The organism is Streptomyces sp. NBC_01551 (assembly GCF_026339935.1).
Lineage (GTDB): Bacteria > Actinomycetota > Actinomycetes > Streptomycetales > Streptomycetaceae > Streptomyces.
Map to the genome: position 1 here is coordinate 90,001 of NZ_JAPEPX010000001.1, position 16,564 is coordinate 106,564.

Sequence of the window (16,564 nt, forward strand, 5' to 3'; positions counted from 1 at the left end):
CCTCCCGATCCCGCCCAGACCGCACCCAGGGGTGTCCCATGGCTCACGCCAGCTATCAAGCCGTTGCCGCGACCCGTCCCCGGATCCGCCGGGACGTGCTGTTCACCGAGACGCCGGACGGTGTGCTGTTCCACAACGCGGACGGCGGCTTCCGCCTCACGGCCAAGTCCGCCTACCGCTTCGCGACGCTGATCGTCCCCCACCTCACCGGCGAACACTCGGTCGCCGACCTGTGCCGGGGCCTCGGCGAGGCACAGCAGGCGATGGTCGGGGAGCTGGTCCGGACCCTGTACGAACGGGACTTCGCCCGGCCCGTCGCCGCCCCGGCCGAGGAGGCCGCCGAGCGGCCGGCGCTCGCGCCCGACGTGGCCCGCCGGTTCGCCCCGCAGATCGCGTACGCCGACCACTACGCCGACGACGCCGAGGCACGGTTCCTGCGCTTCCGCGAGACCCGGGTGGCCGTCCTCGGCGACGACGACGTGGCCCGCTGGTGCGCGTCGAGCCTGATACGCAACGGCTGCGCGAGCGTCGGCGTGCCGGCGGACATGGAGACCCCGGCGCTCGACGCGGAGGTCGCGGAGGCCGTCGGCGACGGCTGCCCGGTCGAGCTCCGCACGCTGGCGCCGGCCGGCGGTCGGGAGCCCGGCTGGCCCGAACTGGCCGACTACGACCTCGTCGTCGTCACCGGCGGCCGGACCGCGCCCGCCCGGCTGCTGCCCCTGCTGCGCGCGGGGATCCCCGCCGGCCGCACCCTGCTGCCCGCCTGGTCGTACGGCGCCGACGCCGTGATCGGCCCGCTGATGGCGCACGGCACCGCCGGCTGCTGGGCCTGCGCCGCGCTCCGGCTCGGTGCGGCCGTCGGCCGTGACACCGCGGCCGCGGCCGAGCTGTGGAGCACCCTCGCGCTGCCCGGCAGCCCCGCGCCGGCCGGCCCGGAGCCGGGGCGGCCGCTGGCCGCGATGATCGGCAACCTGCTGGGGTACGAGGTCTTCCGCGCCACCTCGGGGGCCCTGCCCGCCGAGACCGCGGGCCAGGTGATCGTGCAGGACATGGCCTCGCTGGACGTCACGGCGGAACCTCTCCTCGTACACCCGCGCTGTCCGTTCTGCGCCCCAGCCGAGGAGGACGCGGCCCTGGAAGCCGTGGCTCCCGTGGACCTCGCCGCGGCGGGCACCTCCCCGGCACCCGCGCCGGCGACCCTGGAGACCGCGCGCGAGGCGGACGCCCTGGTGGAGGAGCTGAACCGGCGGTCCGCGCTGGTCCGTCCGTACACCGGTGTCTTCACGCGCTACGCGGACGAGCCGCTCACCCAGATCCCCCTCAAGCTGAGCGTGGTGGAGTTCGGCACGGGCCACGCGGGCCCCCGCGCGGTCGCGGCCTTCGACGTCCACCACGTCGCCGGGGCGCGGATGCGGGCGCTGGACGCCGCCGCGGTCCTCTACGCCGAGCACGTCGTCCCCGCCCGCGGTCTCGTGGCGCGGGCCGAGGGGGCGGTCGCGGAGAGCGCGCTGACCATCGCCTCCGGTCTGTCGGGCACAGCCTCGGCCTGGCAGCGGGCCGTCTCGCTGGTCACGAAGGAGCCCGCGCTGGTTCCGGCGGGCGCGGTACGCCCGTTCGGCCCGCACAACGGCGACAGGCTCTACGAGCGCACCCGCGCCGGAGCCGGAGCCGGCCCGACGCCCGCCGACGCCGCGGCGGCCGGCCTGCTGTCGGCGCTGGCCCACGACGCGCTGCTGCGGGCGGTACGGGGGGCGGCGGCCGCGCCGGTCCTGCTCACGGACGAGACGCCCGACGCCGAACTCGCCTTCCTCGTACGGTCGGCGGAACGCCTCGGGATCGCCGTCGAGCTGCTGGACCTCGGCGAGGGCGCCCGGTCCGGCGTGCAGGTGCTGCTGGCCCGGGCGGAGCAGCGGTGGGCCGTGGGCGCCGACCTGGACCGGCAGACGGCGACGGTCGCCGCGCTGCGGGACCTGCTGGGCGCCGTTCAGTACGAGCGGGACGCCACCGCCTCCGGGGCGCCGGCCGACACGGGTGACCCGCTGCTGCGGGATCTCGACGCCCGCACGCTCACGGTGTCCGCCGACGCCGGTGACGCCCGGGCGAACGCGGTCGTCGCGGCGGGCTGGACGGGGGTGCTGGACCGGCTGCGCGCGGCGCGCCGCGACGCCTACGCGGTCCCCACCGGTTCCGCGGACCTGGCCTCCGCCGGACTGCACACCGCCAGAGTGCTGCTCACGTGCACCCAGGAGCCGGGCGATGACCACTGAACGGCTCGCGGTCGGCCCCGAGGTCGCCCGGGCGCTCGGTCCGGACGCGGCGGCCCGTTTCACCTCGCTGCTGGAGCGCGCCCTCGGGGCCCTGGGCGGTCCCCGGGTGACGCTGTCGGCGCTGGGGACCGCGGACGCCTTCGCCCTGCCCGCGCCCGAGCCCGGCGAGAGCCGCGCCGCCGTGCCCGTGCACCTGTACGGCCACCAGGCGGTCGTCGGGCCGCGGGGCGGCTGCGCCCGCTGTCTGGAACGCCGCTGGCAGGCCGTGCGGTCCGTCGCGCTCCGGGACGCCCTGGAACTGGGCGGTGGCACGCGGGCCGCCGGCGAGTGGCCGCACGCGCACGCCTTCGCGGCTCAGGCGCTGGCCGCGCTGATCGCGGCGGCGGCCGAGCCCGGCGCCCCCGCGCCCGCCGGGGTCTTCCCCGAGGTCCGGCTCCTGGATCTGCGGACGGGCACCGTACGCCGGTATCCGCTGGTCCCCGACCCCGAGTGCCCGGTGTGCGGCGCCCCGGGGACGGACACCGCCCAAGGGGCCGTGCTGGAGCTGCCGCCCGCGCCGAAGTACCGGCCGGGTGTCTTCCGTACCCGCCCCATCGAGTCGTACGGGATCGACGTGGCGGCCTTCGCCAACCCGCTGTGCGGGGCGCTGGGCCCCTCGCTCGTCCAGGACGTCTCCTCCACCTCCACCTCCGCGACCATCGGCTGCTTCTCGATGCGCTCGGGCGCGTACCTGCGCGAGACGTTCTGGGGCGGCCACACCGACTCCTTCGCCCGCAGCGCGCGGGTGGGGGTGCTGGAGGGGCTGGAGCGCTACGCCGGGATGCGGGCGCGGTCGCGGACCACGAGCGTCACGGGCTCGCTCAAGCGGTTCGGCGCCGATGCCGTCGACCCCCGGGAAGTCGGCCTGTACAGCGAGGCCTTCCACCGGGACAACCCGCGCGTGCGCCCCTTCGACCCGGACCGGGAGATCGCCTGGGTGTGGGGCTGGTCGCTGCGCGACCGGGTACCGCGGCTGGTGCCGGAGATCCTGACGTACTATCACGCGCCCGGGCTGGAGAACCGGTTCGTGCAGGAGAGCTCCAACGGCTGCGCCTCCGGCGGCAGTCCGGCCGAGGCCGTGTACTTCGGGCTGATGGAGGTCGTCGAGCGGGACGCGTTCCTCCTCACCTGGTACGGGCGGCAGCCGCTGCCCGAGATCGACCCGTCGAGCAGTTCCCGGCCGTCGACGCGCGCGATGGTCGACCGGCTGGCGATGTACGGCTACCGGGCCCGGTTCTTCGACACCCGGATCACCTTCCCGATCCCCGTCGTGACGGCGGTCGCCGAGCGCTTCGACGGCGGCCCCGGCCGGATGTGCTTCGGGGCGGGGGCCGGTCTCGACCCGGAGTCGGCCCTGGACTCGGCGCTCTGCGAGATCGCCACGGACGCCGTCAACCTGCCGGGACGCACCGAACGCGACGAGGCCCGGCTGCGCGCCATGGCAGCCGACTTCGGCCTGGTCACCGCGCTGCACGACCATCCGCTCGTGTACGGGGTCCCGGAGATGGGCCGCCACGCGGACTTCCTGCTGCGGGCCGGCGGCGGGCCCGCGCGGGCCGTGGCCGAGCTGGCGTGGCCGGACGCCCGGGGCGCGGCCGCGGCCGACGACGTACGCACCGACCTGGAGCGGTGCGTGTCGGCGGTCACGGCCGAGGGATTCGACGTCGTGGTCGTCGACCAGACGATGCCCGAGCAGCGCGCCCTCGGCCTGCACACCGTGAGCGTGCTCGTCCCCGGGCTGCTCCCCATCGACTTCGGGTGGTCCCGGCAGCGGGCGCTCGGCATGCCGCGGATGCGGACCGGCCTGTTCGACGCCGGGCTGCGCGAGCGCGCGCTGGAGTCCGCCGACCTGAACCCGGCCCCCCACCCCTTCCCCTGACCCGGCCGCCGCGACCGGCGTCCGACCCGAACGTAGGAGGACCCATGGGCTACGCCCATGTCTACGCCCACGAGATCATGCACCGCGGCCGGGTGCCGATGGAGCCCGCCGACTTCGTACCCGACTGGTCCGACCGGCCGCGCAAGGCGAAGTTCTACCCGGACGCCGAGACGCTCCCGTTGCCGGAGCCCCGGCTGCCGTCCCCGTCCGACGGCGCAGCCCGGGGTTTCACCCTGCCGCTGCTGTCCGGGATGCTCCGGGACTCCTACGGGCTGACCGGCCGGCGTCTCGCGGTCCAGGCGAACACCGACCTGGCGGCGCTGCCGCACTACACGCACGCGAACTGGTCGCGGGGCACCGCGTCGGGCGGCGGGCTCTACCCGGTGGGCATCCACTGGGCGGCGGGCCCGGGCGGGCCGTTGACGCCGGGGCTCTACCACTACGCGCCGCACCAGCACGGGCTGCGCCGGCTGCTGACGGGTGATGTCACCGGGGAGGTCCGGGCGGCCCTCGGCTCCGGGGCGGGCGCGGCCGCCGCCGCGACGCAGTACCTCGTCCTCGGCGTGAAGTACTGGCAGAACGCCTTCAAGTACAACAGCTTCTCCTTCCACGCCGTGAGCATGGACGTGGGCGCCCTGGTGCAGACGTGGCGGCTGTGGGCGGCGCAGTACGGGCTGCGGATCGACCCGGTGCTGTGGTTCGACGAGGACCGCCTGGCCCGGCTGCTGGGCGTGGCCCCCCAGGAGGAGGGCGTCTTCGCGGTCGTTCCGCTGACCTGGGAGGGAGCGCGGCCGGCCGGGGAGACCGCCCGGGCGACCGGGGCCGCGGTGCGACACCGGGACGTCGAACGCTCCCGCCGCGTCCTGGAGTTCGAGACGATGCTGCGCATCCACGAGGCCACGGCGGGGCGGGCCGCCGACCGCCCGGCGCCGGGCGCGCTGGACGCGGCCGCCGCGTTCGCGCCGCGCGGCGCCGATCCGCAGCCGCTGCCGGCGCCCCCGCGCCGCCGGCCGCCACCGGGCGGGCGCTGCGCGAACGCCGCAGCAGCTTCGGCCGGTTCGACGCCTCCCGGCCGGTCGCGGCCGAGCAGCTCGCCGCCGCGCTGGCCGACTGCGCGGCCACCGCGTACGGCACGGAGGCCGAGCGTCCCGGCGGACCGTCGCTCACCTCGCTGTACGCGTTCGTCAACCACGTCGAGGGCGTCGCGCCCGGTGCGTACGCCTACGATCCGGCCGCGCACGCCCTGCGCCTGGTGGTGCCCGAGCCGCCCGGGCCGTTCCTCCAGCGCAACTACTTCCTGTCCAACTACAACCTGGAGCAAGCGGGCGCGGTGGTCGTCCCGACGGTGCGCACCACGGCCGTGCTGGACGCGGTGGGCGATCGCGGCTACCGGCTGGTGGGCGCCACCATCGGCGCGATCGCGCAGACCTTCTACACCACGGCCGCGGCCTTCGGCCTGGGCGCCGGCGTCGCACTCGGCTTCGACAACATCTCGTACATCGAGGAGCTGGGGCTGAGCGGCACCGACGAGGCGCCGCTGCTGATCATGCTGCTGGGCCACGAGCGGCCGAGGCCGGCCGACTTCCGCCACGAGACGGCCTGAGGGGAACGGGACGATGAACACCACCGAGTGGCATGCGGGCGACCGCTTCATGCTGCGGGTCGCGGGGCTCCCGCTGTCCGCGGTCGATGCCCTGCGGGCCACGGACACGCGTCGCTGGGCCGAGGACGTCCTGGCCGCCGAGGCGGGGTTGCGCGCGGGCGCGCAGCGGCTGAGCGACGTGCTCCACGAGGCCGTCGGGGCCACCGATCCGGCCCCGGACGGCGCGGGCGCGACGCAGCGCCGGGCGCTGCTGCGGCTGCGCCGGCAGATCCACAACGACCGGCTGCCGGCCCGGCCGGACGCCTCGACCGAGACGGCCATGGAGGCCGTCGCGGCCGTGGACGAGGCCGCCGCCGAGCACCTGGCCGGCTGGCTGCACCGGCGCCGGCTGCTGGAGAAGCTGCTGGCGGAGGGTGAGCCTCTGCTCACCGCGGACCTGGCCCGCAACCGGGCCGCGCTGCGGGAGCTGGTGGCAGACGACCGGCTGCGGCTCGGGCTGCTGCTGGCCTCGCCGGTGCTGGAGGGGCAGCTCGACGGGTACGCGCGGGCGAAGGGCGTGCCCAGCGGCCGGGCCCGCAAGGCCGAGCGGTCGGTCCTGTCGTACGTGTACCGCACGGCCTGCAAGACGAGCCCGTTCAGCACGTTCACGGGGGTGGCGACCGGCCGTTTCACGGAGGATGCCGCCGGCGCGGACGGGATCCGGGTCGCCGACGCGTGGAGCAGCCATGTCCGGCTGAACGTCGTGGTACTGGCGCGGCTCGCCGAGCTGATCCTGGCCGACCCGGTGCGCCGCCGGGACCTGCCGCTGCGCCTGGCCTCGGGCTGGGGCCACGAGGAGGACCGGATCCGCTACGTGCGGCGCTCGGTCACCGCGGGCGACGACGCGGCGGCCGTCACCTTCGACGCGGTCAAGGACCGGCTGTTCTTCCTGCGCCGCAGCGGGACGCTGGAGCGGCTCCTCGCCCTGTTCGCCGAGCGGCCCGAGCTGCGGCACGCGGAGCTGGCCGACTGGCTGGCCGCCGAGCACTCGGCCGACGCGGCCGACTGCGAGGCGTACGTCTGCGCGCTGCTCCAGCTCGGCATGGTGCGGGTGCCCTGCCTGGACACGGAGGTCCACAGCGCGGACCCGCTGCGGTCCTTCCAGCGGTCGCTGGCCTCGCTGGAGCGGCCGTGGTCCGACCGGCTCGCCGCCCTGCTGGAGGCGCCCGCCGCGGCGCTGGCCGACTACCCGGCGGCCGGGCAGGCCGAACGGGCCGCGCTGCTGCGCGTCCTGCGCGCCGGGCTGCACCGGGCGCAGGAGGAACTCGGCTCACCGGACGCCGCCCTGCCGCAGACCCTGCTGTACGAGGACGTGAGCGCGGGCCGCGCGCTGCCCTGCGCGCCCCGGGACTGGTCCGCGCTGCGCTCGGTCGAGCGGATCCTGCCCGCCTTCGACCTGACGCTGGCCGGGCGGATCACGTTCGAGGGGTTCTTCACCGCGCGGTACGGCGCCGGCGGCCGCTGCGAGGACCTCCTGGGGCTGGTGCACGACTTCCACGAGGACTTCTTCGACCAGTACCTGTCGTTCACCGCCCGCCGCAAGCCCTTCGACGAGCACGGCGAGTACGTCGCGGAGGTGAACTGGCTCGGCCTGCCCGGCATCCGTGCCCTGGACGCGGCCCGCCGGGCGTTCGTCGGCCGCATGCGGCAGGCCTGGTCGGCGTACGAGGACACGCGGGCCACGGCAGCGTCACACCCGGACGTCATCCGCCTCGACGAAGCGGACCTGGCGGCCGTGGCCTCCGAACTCTCCCCGGTGACCTCGGACTTCGCACCGCGCTGCCACCACCTGCAGCTCGCCCGGGACCCCGCCGACGGCACGGCGCTGACCGTGCTGAACCGCTCGTACGGCGGCCTGTCCTTCCCCTTCAGCCGCTTCACGCACGTGTACGACGGGCAGGGCGAGGCCCCGTCCGCGGAAGGGCCCGGCGCCGGCTTCTCCGGCGCGCTGCGGGCCACGGCCGGCCGGGTCACCCCACCGGGCGCGGTGTTCGCCGAGGTCACCGGTGGCCCGGTCACCACCAACCTCAACCTGCACGGGCAGCTGACCGACTACGAGATCGTCTGCCCGGGCGAGAGCGGCACCCTCCCGCCGGAGCGGCGGCTGCACCTGGACGACCTGTACGCCGAGCACGTGCCGCGGACCGGGCGGGTGGTGCTGCGCTCGCGGCGGCTGGGGTGCGAGGTCATCCCCGTCTACCTCGGCTACCTGGTGCCGCTCGCGCTGCCCGCGATCCCGCGCACCCTGCTGCTGCTGTCCCCGTCGTCGATGTCCCCGCTCGACGTGTGGGCGGGAGTACCCGAGGGGGCGGACCGCGACGGCGTCACCACCCGCCCCCGGGTGGTCCACGGCGACGTCGTGCTCAGCCGGCGCAGCTGGACCACCACGGCGGGTGCTCTCCCCGTACAAGGCGCCCAGGAGGCCTCGCACTTCCTCGCCTGGCAGCGCTGGCGGCATGCCCACGGGCTGCCGGAGCAGGTGTTCGCGACCGTCTCGGCGGGCCCGTCGGCCGCCGGGGCCAAGCCGCAGTACGTCGACTTCGCCGGCCTCCTCTCGCTGGCCGCCTTCGAGACGCTGCTGCGCGATCCGGCGCACCGGGTCGTCTTCCGCGAGATGCTCCCCGACCCCGACGGCCTGCACGTGCACTCGGCGCGCGGCGCCCACGTCGCCGAACTGGCCGTCGAGACACACACCTTGACCCTCAGAGACCAGGAAGGCGGCGCCCGATGTCGGAGCTGACCCCGTCCACCGGCGCCCGCGCCGAGACCCGCGGCGCATGGCAGGCCCTGCACGTCTTCTACGCCGCCAATCCGCAGCCCCTGCTGACGCGGTGCGTGCGGCCGCTGATCGCCGAACTCACCGCCGACGGCCTGCTCGCCGGGCACTTCTTCATCAACTACTGGCTGGAGGGCCCGCACGTGCGGCTTCGGCTGCGCCCGGCCACGCCGGAAGCCGGGCCGGAGGTACGGCGTCGCGCCGAGGAGGCCGTCGCCGCGTTCCTGGCCACCCGCCCGGCCCTCTACGAGGTGGACTCCGGATTCCTCAACGAGTTCTACAACACGCTGTTCGACATCGAGTTCCCGGAGGGCGACCGGGCCGCTTTCATGGGCCCCGACGGCCGGATGAACCTGAGGCCGAACAATTCGCATTCCTGGGAACCCTACGAGCCCGAATTCGGAAAGTACGGCGGCCCGGCGGGCGTCGAACTCGCCGAATGGCATTTCGCCCGCTCCAGCGACCTGGTCATCGACGCCCTGCACCGCATGAACCTGCACCTGCGGACCGTCCTGCTGGGCACCTCCGCCCAGCTGATGATGGTGATGGCGGGGGTCTTCCTGCCGGAGCGCGAGGAACTCACCGGATATCTCGACCGCTACTACGAGTTCTGGCACCAGGCCTTCCCCGGCACCGGGTTCATCGGGTCCGAGGAGTACGACCGCAACTACGAGCAGACGGCGCCCGGACTCGGCCGCCGGTTCGCGGCCGTGCGCGAGGCGCTCGCCTGCGGGGAGACCGGCCGGCTCCCGGCCTTCCTGGCCGGCTGGGCGGAGCACTGCCGGGAGCTGCGCGAGCGCGCCGAGGCGCTGGCCGTCGCCGGGGACCTGGTGTTCCGCTCCTGGGACGGCACGCGTGACGAGCGGGTGACGGATCCGGCCGTGGCCCTGCCGCTGCTGCTCTCCCCGTACATGCACATGACCAACAACCGGCTGCACGTCACTATCCGCGACGAGGCGTACCTGGCGCACCTGCTGGGCCGCGTCCTGCGCGAGAGCGAGAGCGCGGACCGGAGCGACGGCGCGGGCGCGGGCGCGGGCCGGACCGAGGGCGCGGCGGTCGCCCCGTGACCGGGCACACCCCCGCGCCGGGCCCGGCGGGGCTGCTCGGGCACCGGCCGACACTGCGGCCGGAGGTGCTGCTGTCCGCGCCGCTGCTCAACGGGGCGGCCACCGTCCACCTCGTCAAGGACCCGGTGTCCGGCGCCTCGTTCGAGATCGGGCCGAAGGAGTTCTTCCTAGTCTCCCGGCTCGACGGCTCCCGCAGTCTCGCCGAGATCGGCGCCGAGTACGCGCAGGCGTTCGGGCGGCGGCTCGGCGAGGGGAACTGGCAGCAGTTGCTGTCCCTGCTCGGCGCCCGCCGGCTGCTCGCGGGCGGCCCGCCGCCGCCCGCACCGGCGCCGCCCGGCAAGCCGCTGACCGGCACGCTGCTCAAGGGCACGTTGCGCCTGGTCGCGGACGCCGACGCCACCACGGCCCGGCTGCACCGCGCGCTGCGGCCGCTGCTGCACCCCGCGGTGCTCCTCGTACTGCTGCTCGGCTGCCTGGCGATGGAGGCCGCGCTCGCCCTGTCCTTCGGTGAACTCGCCGACGCCTTCGGGTGGTTGCTGCGCCACCCGGCGCCGCTGCTGGCGGTGGCCACCCTGACGTGGCTGAGCACCGCGCTGCACGAGTTCGCGCACGGCGTCGCCGCCCGCCACGTCGGCGGCACCGTCGGCGAGATCGGGCTGCGGTGGCGGCTGCCCGTCGCCATCATGTACTGCACCGTCGACAACTACCGTTTCCTGGAACGCCGTCGGCACCAGGCGGCGGTGGCCTGCGCGGGCGCCTTCGCCAACCTGCTGTTCCTGCTGCCGTTCTTCGGCTGGTGGGCGGCGCTGCCCGAGGGTGACCCCACCCGCCGGGTGCTCGGCGCGCTCCTTCTGATCGGCAGTGCGCAGGCGCTGGTCAACCTGATCCCGCTGCCTCCGCTGGACGGCTACACGATGCTCGGCCACGCCCTGCGCGTCACCCGTCTGGCGCCGGCGAGTTCGGGGTATCTCCGTCTGCGGACGCGCGACCGGGCGGCCGCCGCCGCGTATCCGCCACGGGCCCGCCGGCTCTACCTCGGATACGGCATCGGCTCCGCCCTGCTCGTCCTGTTGCTGGCGGCCGGCCTCACGGGAGCCGTCTGGTACTCCGTCACCACCTGACCCCTCACGAACCGCATTCCCCCAAGGACCGGGGTCACGCCCGGGCCGTACGCACACACAGAGGAACGCACGCCCCATGACAACTGACGCCACCCAGCCGCCCGACTCCCCGGCCATCGCCGTCCAGGACGTCCACAAACGCTACAGTGACCGCCGGGCGGTGGACGGGGTCTCCCTCGACGTGCGCCGCGGCGAGTTCTTCGGGCTGCTCGGCCCCAACGGGGCGGGAAAGACCACCCTCATCGAGATCATGGAGGGGCTGCGGCAGGCGGACGCCGGCACGGTCAGCGTCCTCGGCCACAGCCCGTGGCCCCGTGACACCGCGCTGCTGCCCCGGATGGGCGTGCAGACGCAGGCCTCGGCGTTCTTCGTACGGCTCAGCGCCCGCGAGCACCTCGCCACCGTGGCGGGCCTGTACCGCTGCGACCCGGCGGCCGCGGACCGCACGCTGGAGACCGTCGGGCTCACCGAGCAGCGCGACGTCCTGGTGGAGAACCTCTCCGGCGGCCAGCGCCAGCGCCTGGCCATCGCCTCCGCCCTCGTCCACGGCCCGGAGCTGATCTTCCTGGACGAGCCGACGGCCGCCCTGGACCCGCAGGCCCGCCGCGATCTGTGGGAGGTGCTGCGCGCCCTGAAGAGCGAGGGCCGCACGATCGTCTACACGACCCACCACCTCGACGAGGCCGAGGCGCTGTGCGACCGCGTCGCGATACTCGTCGACGGCCGGATCGCCGCTCTCGACTCGCCCCACCGGCTGGTGACGGCGGCGGGCGCGCCCTCCCGGCTGCTGCTGCCGGCGGGCCGGCTCGGCATCGAGGAGGCCGCCACGCTGCCCGGCGTGGACCGGGCCACTCTGCAGGGCGGCTCGCTGGTGCTGGAGACCGCGGCGCCCGGCAAGGTGCTGCAGGCCGTGGACGCCCTCACCGGGCTGGACGGGGTGATGACCCGCACGGCGACGCTGGAGGACGTCTACCTCGAACTCACCGGCGCCGCCCACCACGGCCGCCCCGCCGACCCCGGGGCCGGCGCCCACCCGCACGACACGCGGAACACGCACGACACGCAGAACACGCGGACGGAGCACCAGGCATGAGCGCATACACGGCCCTGACCGCGGCCGGATACCGGGCGCAGGTCCGGGACAAGACCACCCTCTTCTTCACGTTCGCCTTCCCGCTGCTCTTCCTCGTCGTCTTCGGCCTGATCTTCAGCGGGCAGGACGTCGAGGAGACCGGCCGCCCCTACATCTCGTACATCGCGCCCGGCGTGATGTCGTGGGGCGTCGCCAACGCGGCCGTCTTCGGCATCGCGTTCACGCTGATGCAGTGGCGGCGCGACGACCTGCTGCGGCTGATCCGGCTCACGCCGACCCCCGTGACGACCGTCCTCGCCTCGCGGTACGTGCTGGCCCTGGTCGTGGGCGTGGTGCAGGCGGCCGTGTTCGTCGCGGTGGCGATGGTGCCGGGCTTCGGGCTGGTCCTGGACGGGCGCTGGCCGCTGGCGCTGCCCGCCCTGGTGCTCGGCATCACCGCGTTCCTCGCCATCGGGGTGATCGTCGGCACGTACGCGAACACCCCGGAGGCCGTCGCCGCGATCGCCAACTGCCTGATGGTGCCGATGGCGTTCCTTTCCGGCTCGTTCCTGCCGCTGGACATGATGCCGTCGTGGCTCCAGCAGGTCTCGCGCGTGCTGCCGCTGCGCTACCTCAACGACGCCGCGACCGGCGCGCTCACGGGAACCGGGTCGCTCGGCGCCGTCTGGACCGGGTGCGCGGCGCTGCTCGGCTTCGCCGTCCTCTTCGGCGCGATCGGGCTGAAGACCTTCCGCTGGAGCAACCGGACATGACGCCGCCGTCGCTCGTCGCCCCCGCGGGCGCCGTCCCTGCGCTCGCCCCCGACGGGGCTCCTCTGGAGGCCGCCCGCCGGGACCTCGCCCGGGCGCTGGAGCCGCTCGGCGCCGTCGTGGTGACCCTGGGCGTCCACGACGCCCTGGGGCCGCGCGCCGCCGACCCCTTCGCGGCGGTCCGGCCGGGCGCGACCGTGCACCTGAGCGCGCGGGAGATCCTCGTCGGCCCGTGGGGCGGCGACGGCACCGCCCCGGCGTGCGGCCAGTGCCTGGCCATGCGCCGCCAGCGGCTGCGCAGCCGCAGCGAGCGGGACGCCCTGGAGACCGGCAGCGCGGTGGGCACTGCGGCCGGCCCGGAGTGGCCCCGGCTGTCCCCGTACGTCCACGACGCGGTGCACGCGCTGCACGAGGCCGTCCTCGGCGGTCAGGCCGCCGCTCCCGACGGGTCGGCGGCCGACCGGGCACTGCCCCAGGTGTCGCGGCTGGACCTGGAGACGCTGCGGATCCGCACGTACCCGCTGCTGGCCGACCCGCTGTGCCCGGACTGCGGCCCCCGGGGCACCGACGCGCCCCGGCCGTTCACGCCCGAGTCCCGGCCCAAGCCCGACCCGGGCGCGCAGCGGCTGCGGGCCGCGTCCTCGTACCCGATGCCGTACGCGGCGCTGGCCAATCCGGTGACGGGGGTGCTCGGCGGCGGCACCTGGCTCAACGTCACCTCGCCGACCACCGCACCGGTCGCCGGGAGCGTCTTCATGCGCGGGTACGCGGGCCTGACGGACGTCACCTGGAGCGGACAGGCCAACAGCTTCGCCGCGAGCCGCGACCTCGCCTACCTGGAGGGGCTGGAGCGCTACGCCGGAACCCACCGCCGCACCGGGAACTCGCTGCTCACCGCCTCGTACGCGGAACTGGGCGAGCGGGCCCTCGACCCGGCCGAGTGCGGCTTCTACGCCCCCGGGACCTACCGCGACGACCCGCTCGTGTCCCCCTTCGACCCGCAGCGGCCGATCCCGTGGGTGTACGGGCACTCGCTGCGCGACGACCGGCCCGTCCTGGTCCCGGCCCGGCTGGTGCACTACAGCGCGGGCCTCGCCGCCGACAACTTCGTCTTCGAGTGCTCCAACGGCTGCGCGATCGGCAGCTGCCTGGAGGAGGCGCTGCTCGGGGCGCTGCTCGAACTCGTGGAGCGGGACGCCTTCCTGATCGGCTGGTACGGCGGGCTTCCGCTGACCGAGATCGACCTGTCGACGGTGCCGGGCACGGCGGTGCGCACGATGGCCGACCGGGCGGCGCTCCAGGGGTACGACGTGCACGCCTTCGACAACCGCGTCGATCTCGCGGTACCGGTGGTGACGGGGCTGGCGGTGCGGCGCGACGGCGGTCCGGGGCTGTTCTCCTTCGGCGCCGGCGCGGCCCTCGATCCGGCGACGGCGGTGGAGGCCGCGCTGTCGGAAGTCCTCACGTACATTCCGCACCTGCCCCGCCAGGTCGAGGAGCGGCGCGGCGAACTGGAGGCGATGGCACAGGACTTCGGCCGGGTGCTGCACCTGAAGGACCATGCCCAGCTGTACGGGCTGCCGGCGATGGCCGAGTACGTGCGGCCCTACCGGGAGCCGGTGGCGGTGCGCCCGATGGACGAGGTCTACCGCTCCTGGACGGAGCACGGGCGCCCGCGCACCGGTGACCTGCGCGACGATCTGCTGTGCTGCGTGGCCGAGTTGACGCGGGCGGGGCACGACGTCGTCGTCGTCGACCAGACGACGCCCGAGCAGCGCCGGATCGGGCTGCGCACGGTGTGCGCGGTGGTGCCGGGGCTGCTGCCGATCGACTTCGGCTGGTCCCGGCAGCGGGCACCGTACCTGCCGCGGCTGCGCACCGCGCCCCGGCGGGCGGGGCTGCGGGCGGCCGACCTCACCGAGGCCGAAGTCCGCATGGTCCCGCACCCGTTCCCGTAACCGCTCACCGATCCCCTGACGGGCGGATGCCCCGGTCCTCGCGTCGGCGAGGGCCGGGGCATCGGCGTCCGCGCGGCCTGACGGGTCAGGCGGAGCAGGAGGTGGTGCTGGTGGTCGAGGAGCAGGTCGAGGTGGAGCTGCAGCTCGTGGAACCGGCGAGCACGACCTCGCTGGCGTCCGAGTAGTCGGAGATCTCGAAGGTCTCGGACTCCAGCTCCAGGATCTCGTCCGCGAGCGAGGCGAGAGGCGACTTCTCCATGATGACTCCTTCTGAGTACGGGGCGGCACCGGTCTGTGCCGTGCCGGTCTCCATCAGAGCCGGTGGCGCCGTCACCGCAGCCGTCGCGGCGCTGACACTCCTCTGACACAAGGTGTCAGCGCCCTGCCGCACCCCCTCCGGTACGACTGTCCGATCATGACGGCATGACCGGCCCCGCACCCGTCCCCGCATCCGCGCCGCTCGCCCGGCTGGACGCGCACCTGCGCGCCCTGACGACGCTCTACCTGGAGCTGCACCGGGATCCCGAGCTGTCGGGCGCGGAGCGGCGTACGGCGGACCGCTTCGCCGGCCGGCTGGAGGCGGCGGGGTTCGCGACCACGCGCGGCATCGGCGGCCACGGCGTGGCCGGGGTGCTGCGCAACGGCGACGGGCCCACGGTCCTGCTGCGGGCCGAACTCGACGCCCTGCCGGTGCGGGAGGCGAGCGGCCTTCCGTACGCGGCCGACGGGGAGGCGGCGCACGCCTGCGGGCACGATCTGCATCTGGCCGCGGCGGCGGGCGCCGCCACGCTGCTGGCCGAGACGCCGGGGGCCTGGCGCGGCACCCTCGTGGTGGCCGGGCAGCCGGCCGAGGAGACGCTGGAGGGGGCGCGGGCGATGCTGGCCGACGGCCTCTACCGGCGGTGCGGCCGCCCGGACGACGTACTGGCCCAGCACGCCGCCCCGCTGCCGGCCGGGATGGTCGCGCACGGGTACGGGCCGATGACGGCCGGGAGCGTCACCTTCCGGGTGGTGGTGCACGGCCGCGGCGGCCACGCGGGCGCCCCGCACCTCGCCGTGGACCCCGTCGTCGCGGCGGCCCACGTGGTGACCCGGCTGCAGACGGTGGTGGCGCGGGAGGCCGCCCCTGCGGAGCAGGTCGCGGTGACCGTCGGCTCGTTCCGGGCCGGCGACCGGGCCAACGTCATCCCGGACCGCGCCGAACTGGCCCTCACCGTCCGGGCGGTGAGCGAGGCCTCGCTGGCCCGGGCCGCCGACGCGGTGGAACGGATCGTGCGCGCCGAGTGCACCGCCGCGGCCTGCCCCCGGGACCCGGAGATCGTCCGGGTGTCCGCCTCCCCCGTCACCCACCCCGATCCAGGGGTCACGGCGGCCGTACGGGAGGCACACGCGGCCGAGTTCGGGGCGGAGCGGGTGGCGATGTGGCCGCCCTCGCTGGCGACGGAGGACTTCGCGCTGTTCGGCGACGCGGGCGTGGACGTGCACGGCGAGCGGGGCATCCGGCTCGGCTACTGGATGCTGGGCACGGTCGGCCCGGCCGCCTGGTCCCGCGCCCCCGGGACGACGGCGGCCGAGAAGCTGGCGGCCCTGCCGGCCAACCACGCCCCCGACTTCGCCCCGGACGTCCGCAGCGCCCTGCCGGCCGGCGTCCGGGCCCTGACGGTGGCCGCGCTGGCCCGCCTCGGCACCCCGTAGGCGCGGCGGAACGCCGCTTTCCGGTCAGCCTGGGTGGCCGTCCGGTGAACCGTGCGCGGCCTGAGGAAGGTCAACCGTTGGTCAATGGCTGGTCAACGGCCTGCGATGGGCACGGCACCCCGGTCGTCACCCTCCGTCCGCATGTGATCGCGAAGGGCACACACCCCGCCTGAGCTGCCAGAACGACCGTTCGGTCGTCGATATGCGAACGGTGTGTCCGTAAATCGGTCATCGATGTGCGCGCACCCTTCACACCGGCAAGACTCGGCGACGTC

At 75.2% G+C, this 16,564-nt stretch carries 10 protein-coding genes and 1 pseudogene; 10 read left to right on the forward strand and 1 reads right to left on the reverse strand.

What is annotated here, in order from left to right; translation table 11 throughout:
• The first annotated feature begins 38 nt into the window (after positions 1–38).
• From OG982_RS00255 to OG982_RS00295, 9 genes and pseudogenes are all read left to right on the forward strand, one after another.
• Positions 39–2,267 carry a TOMM precursor leader peptide-binding protein gene (locus OG982_RS00255; protein WP_266790839.1) on the forward strand — a complete coding sequence of 743 codons (2,229 nt, stop codon included), beginning with the start codon at positions 39–41 and terminating at the stop codon, positions 2,265–2,267.
• Positions 2,257–4,185 carry a TOMM precursor leader peptide-binding protein gene (locus OG982_RS00260; protein ID WP_266790838.1) on the forward strand — a complete coding sequence of 643 codons (1,929 nt, stop codon included), beginning with the start codon at positions 2,257–2,259 and terminating at the stop codon, positions 4,183–4,185. Before OG982_RS00255 ends, OG982_RS00260 begins: the two co-directional genes overlap by 11 nt.
• A gap of 44 nt (positions 4,186–4,229) precedes the next feature.
• Positions 4,230–5,788 (forward strand): annotated as a pseudogene (locus OG982_RS00265) (SagB family peptide dehydrogenase).
• 13 nt (positions 5,789–5,801) lie between these two features.
• Complete coding sequence (locus OG982_RS00270) at positions 5,802–8,567, forward strand: lantibiotic dehydratase (RefSeq protein WP_266790835.1); 2,766 nt, start codon at positions 5,802–5,804, stop codon at positions 8,565–8,567.
• The gene (locus OG982_RS00275) at positions 8,555–9,673 is read left to right on the forward strand and encodes a lantibiotic dehydratase C-terminal domain-containing protein (protein ID WP_266790833.1); all 1,119 of its coding nucleotides are present in this window, start codon (positions 8,555–8,557) and stop codon (positions 9,671–9,673) included. Before OG982_RS00270 ends, OG982_RS00275 begins: the two co-directional genes overlap by 13 nt.
• Complete coding sequence (locus OG982_RS00280; protein WP_266790832.1) at positions 9,670–10,794, forward strand: peptidase M50; 1,125 nt, start codon at positions 9,670–9,672, stop codon at positions 10,792–10,794. The genes OG982_RS00275 and OG982_RS00280 overlap by 4 nt, the downstream gene beginning before the upstream one ends.
• 76 nt (positions 10,795–10,870) lie before the next feature.
• A complete protein-coding gene (locus OG982_RS00285) occupies positions 10,871–11,887 on the forward strand; it encodes an ABC transporter ATP-binding protein (protein WP_266790830.1) in 1,017 nt (338 codons plus the stop codon).
• Positions 11,884–12,639, forward strand: a complete 756-nt coding sequence (locus OG982_RS00290) for an ABC transporter permease (RefSeq protein WP_266790828.1) — start codon at positions 11,884–11,886, stop codon at positions 12,637–12,639. Before OG982_RS00285 ends, OG982_RS00290 begins: the two co-directional genes overlap by 4 nt.
• On the forward strand, positions 12,636–14,594 hold the full coding sequence (locus OG982_RS00295) for a TOMM precursor leader peptide-binding protein (protein ID WP_266947682.1): 1,959 nt from the start codon (positions 12,636–12,638) through the stop codon (positions 14,592–14,594). The genes OG982_RS00290 and OG982_RS00295 overlap by 4 nt, the downstream gene beginning before the upstream one ends.
• An 85-nt stretch (positions 14,595–14,679) precedes the next feature.
• On the opposite strand, the gene OG982_RS00300 is transcribed toward OG982_RS00295, so the two are convergent.
• A complete protein-coding gene (locus OG982_RS00300; RefSeq protein ID WP_007268044.1) occupies positions 14,680–14,853 on the reverse strand; it encodes a thiazolylpeptide-type bacteriocin in 174 nt (57 codons plus the stop codon).
• A gap of 164 nt (positions 14,854–15,017) precedes the next feature.
• On the opposite strand from OG982_RS00300, the gene OG982_RS00305 reads away from it, so the two are divergent.
• A complete protein-coding gene (locus OG982_RS00305; RefSeq protein WP_266790824.1) occupies positions 15,018–16,289 on the forward strand; it encodes an amidohydrolase in 1,272 nt (423 codons plus the stop codon).
• The last annotated feature ends 275 nt before the right edge of the window (positions 16,290–16,564 follow it).

What these genes read in the sequence shown, in the direction of transcription:
- OG982_RS00300 (WP_007268044.1), bottom strand. Translation starts at nt 14,853, where the DNA reads ATGGAGAAGTCGCCTCTCGCCTCGCTCGCGGACGAGATCCTGGAGCTG.
- OG982_RS00275 (WP_266790833.1), top strand. Translation starts at nt 8,555, where the DNA reads ATGTCGGAGCTGACCCCGTCCACCGGCGCCCGCGCCGAGACCCGCGGC.
- OG982_RS00255 (WP_266790839.1), top strand. Translation starts at nt 39, where the DNA reads ATGGCTCACGCCAGCTATCAAGCCGTTGCCGCGACCCGTCCCCGGATC.
- OG982_RS00285 (WP_266790830.1), top strand. Translation starts at nt 10,871, where the DNA reads ATGACAACTGACGCCACCCAGCCGCCCGACTCCCCGGCCATCGCCGTC.
- OG982_RS00305 (WP_266790824.1), top strand. Translation starts at nt 15,018, where the DNA reads ATGACCGGCCCCGCACCCGTCCCCGCATCCGCGCCGCTCGCCCGGCTG.
- OG982_RS00270 (WP_266790835.1), top strand. Translation starts at nt 5,802, where the DNA reads ATGAACACCACCGAGTGGCATGCGGGCGACCGCTTCATGCTGCGGGTC.
- OG982_RS00260 (WP_266790838.1), top strand. Translation starts at nt 2,257, where the DNA reads ATGACCACTGAACGGCTCGCGGTCGGCCCCGAGGTCGCCCGGGCGCTC.
- OG982_RS00295 (WP_266947682.1), top strand. Translation starts at nt 12,636, where the DNA reads ATGACGCCGCCGTCGCTCGTCGCCCCCGCGGGCGCCGTCCCTGCGCTC.
- OG982_RS00290 (WP_266790828.1), top strand. Translation starts at nt 11,884, where the DNA reads ATGAGCGCATACACGGCCCTGACCGCGGCCGGATACCGGGCGCAGGTC.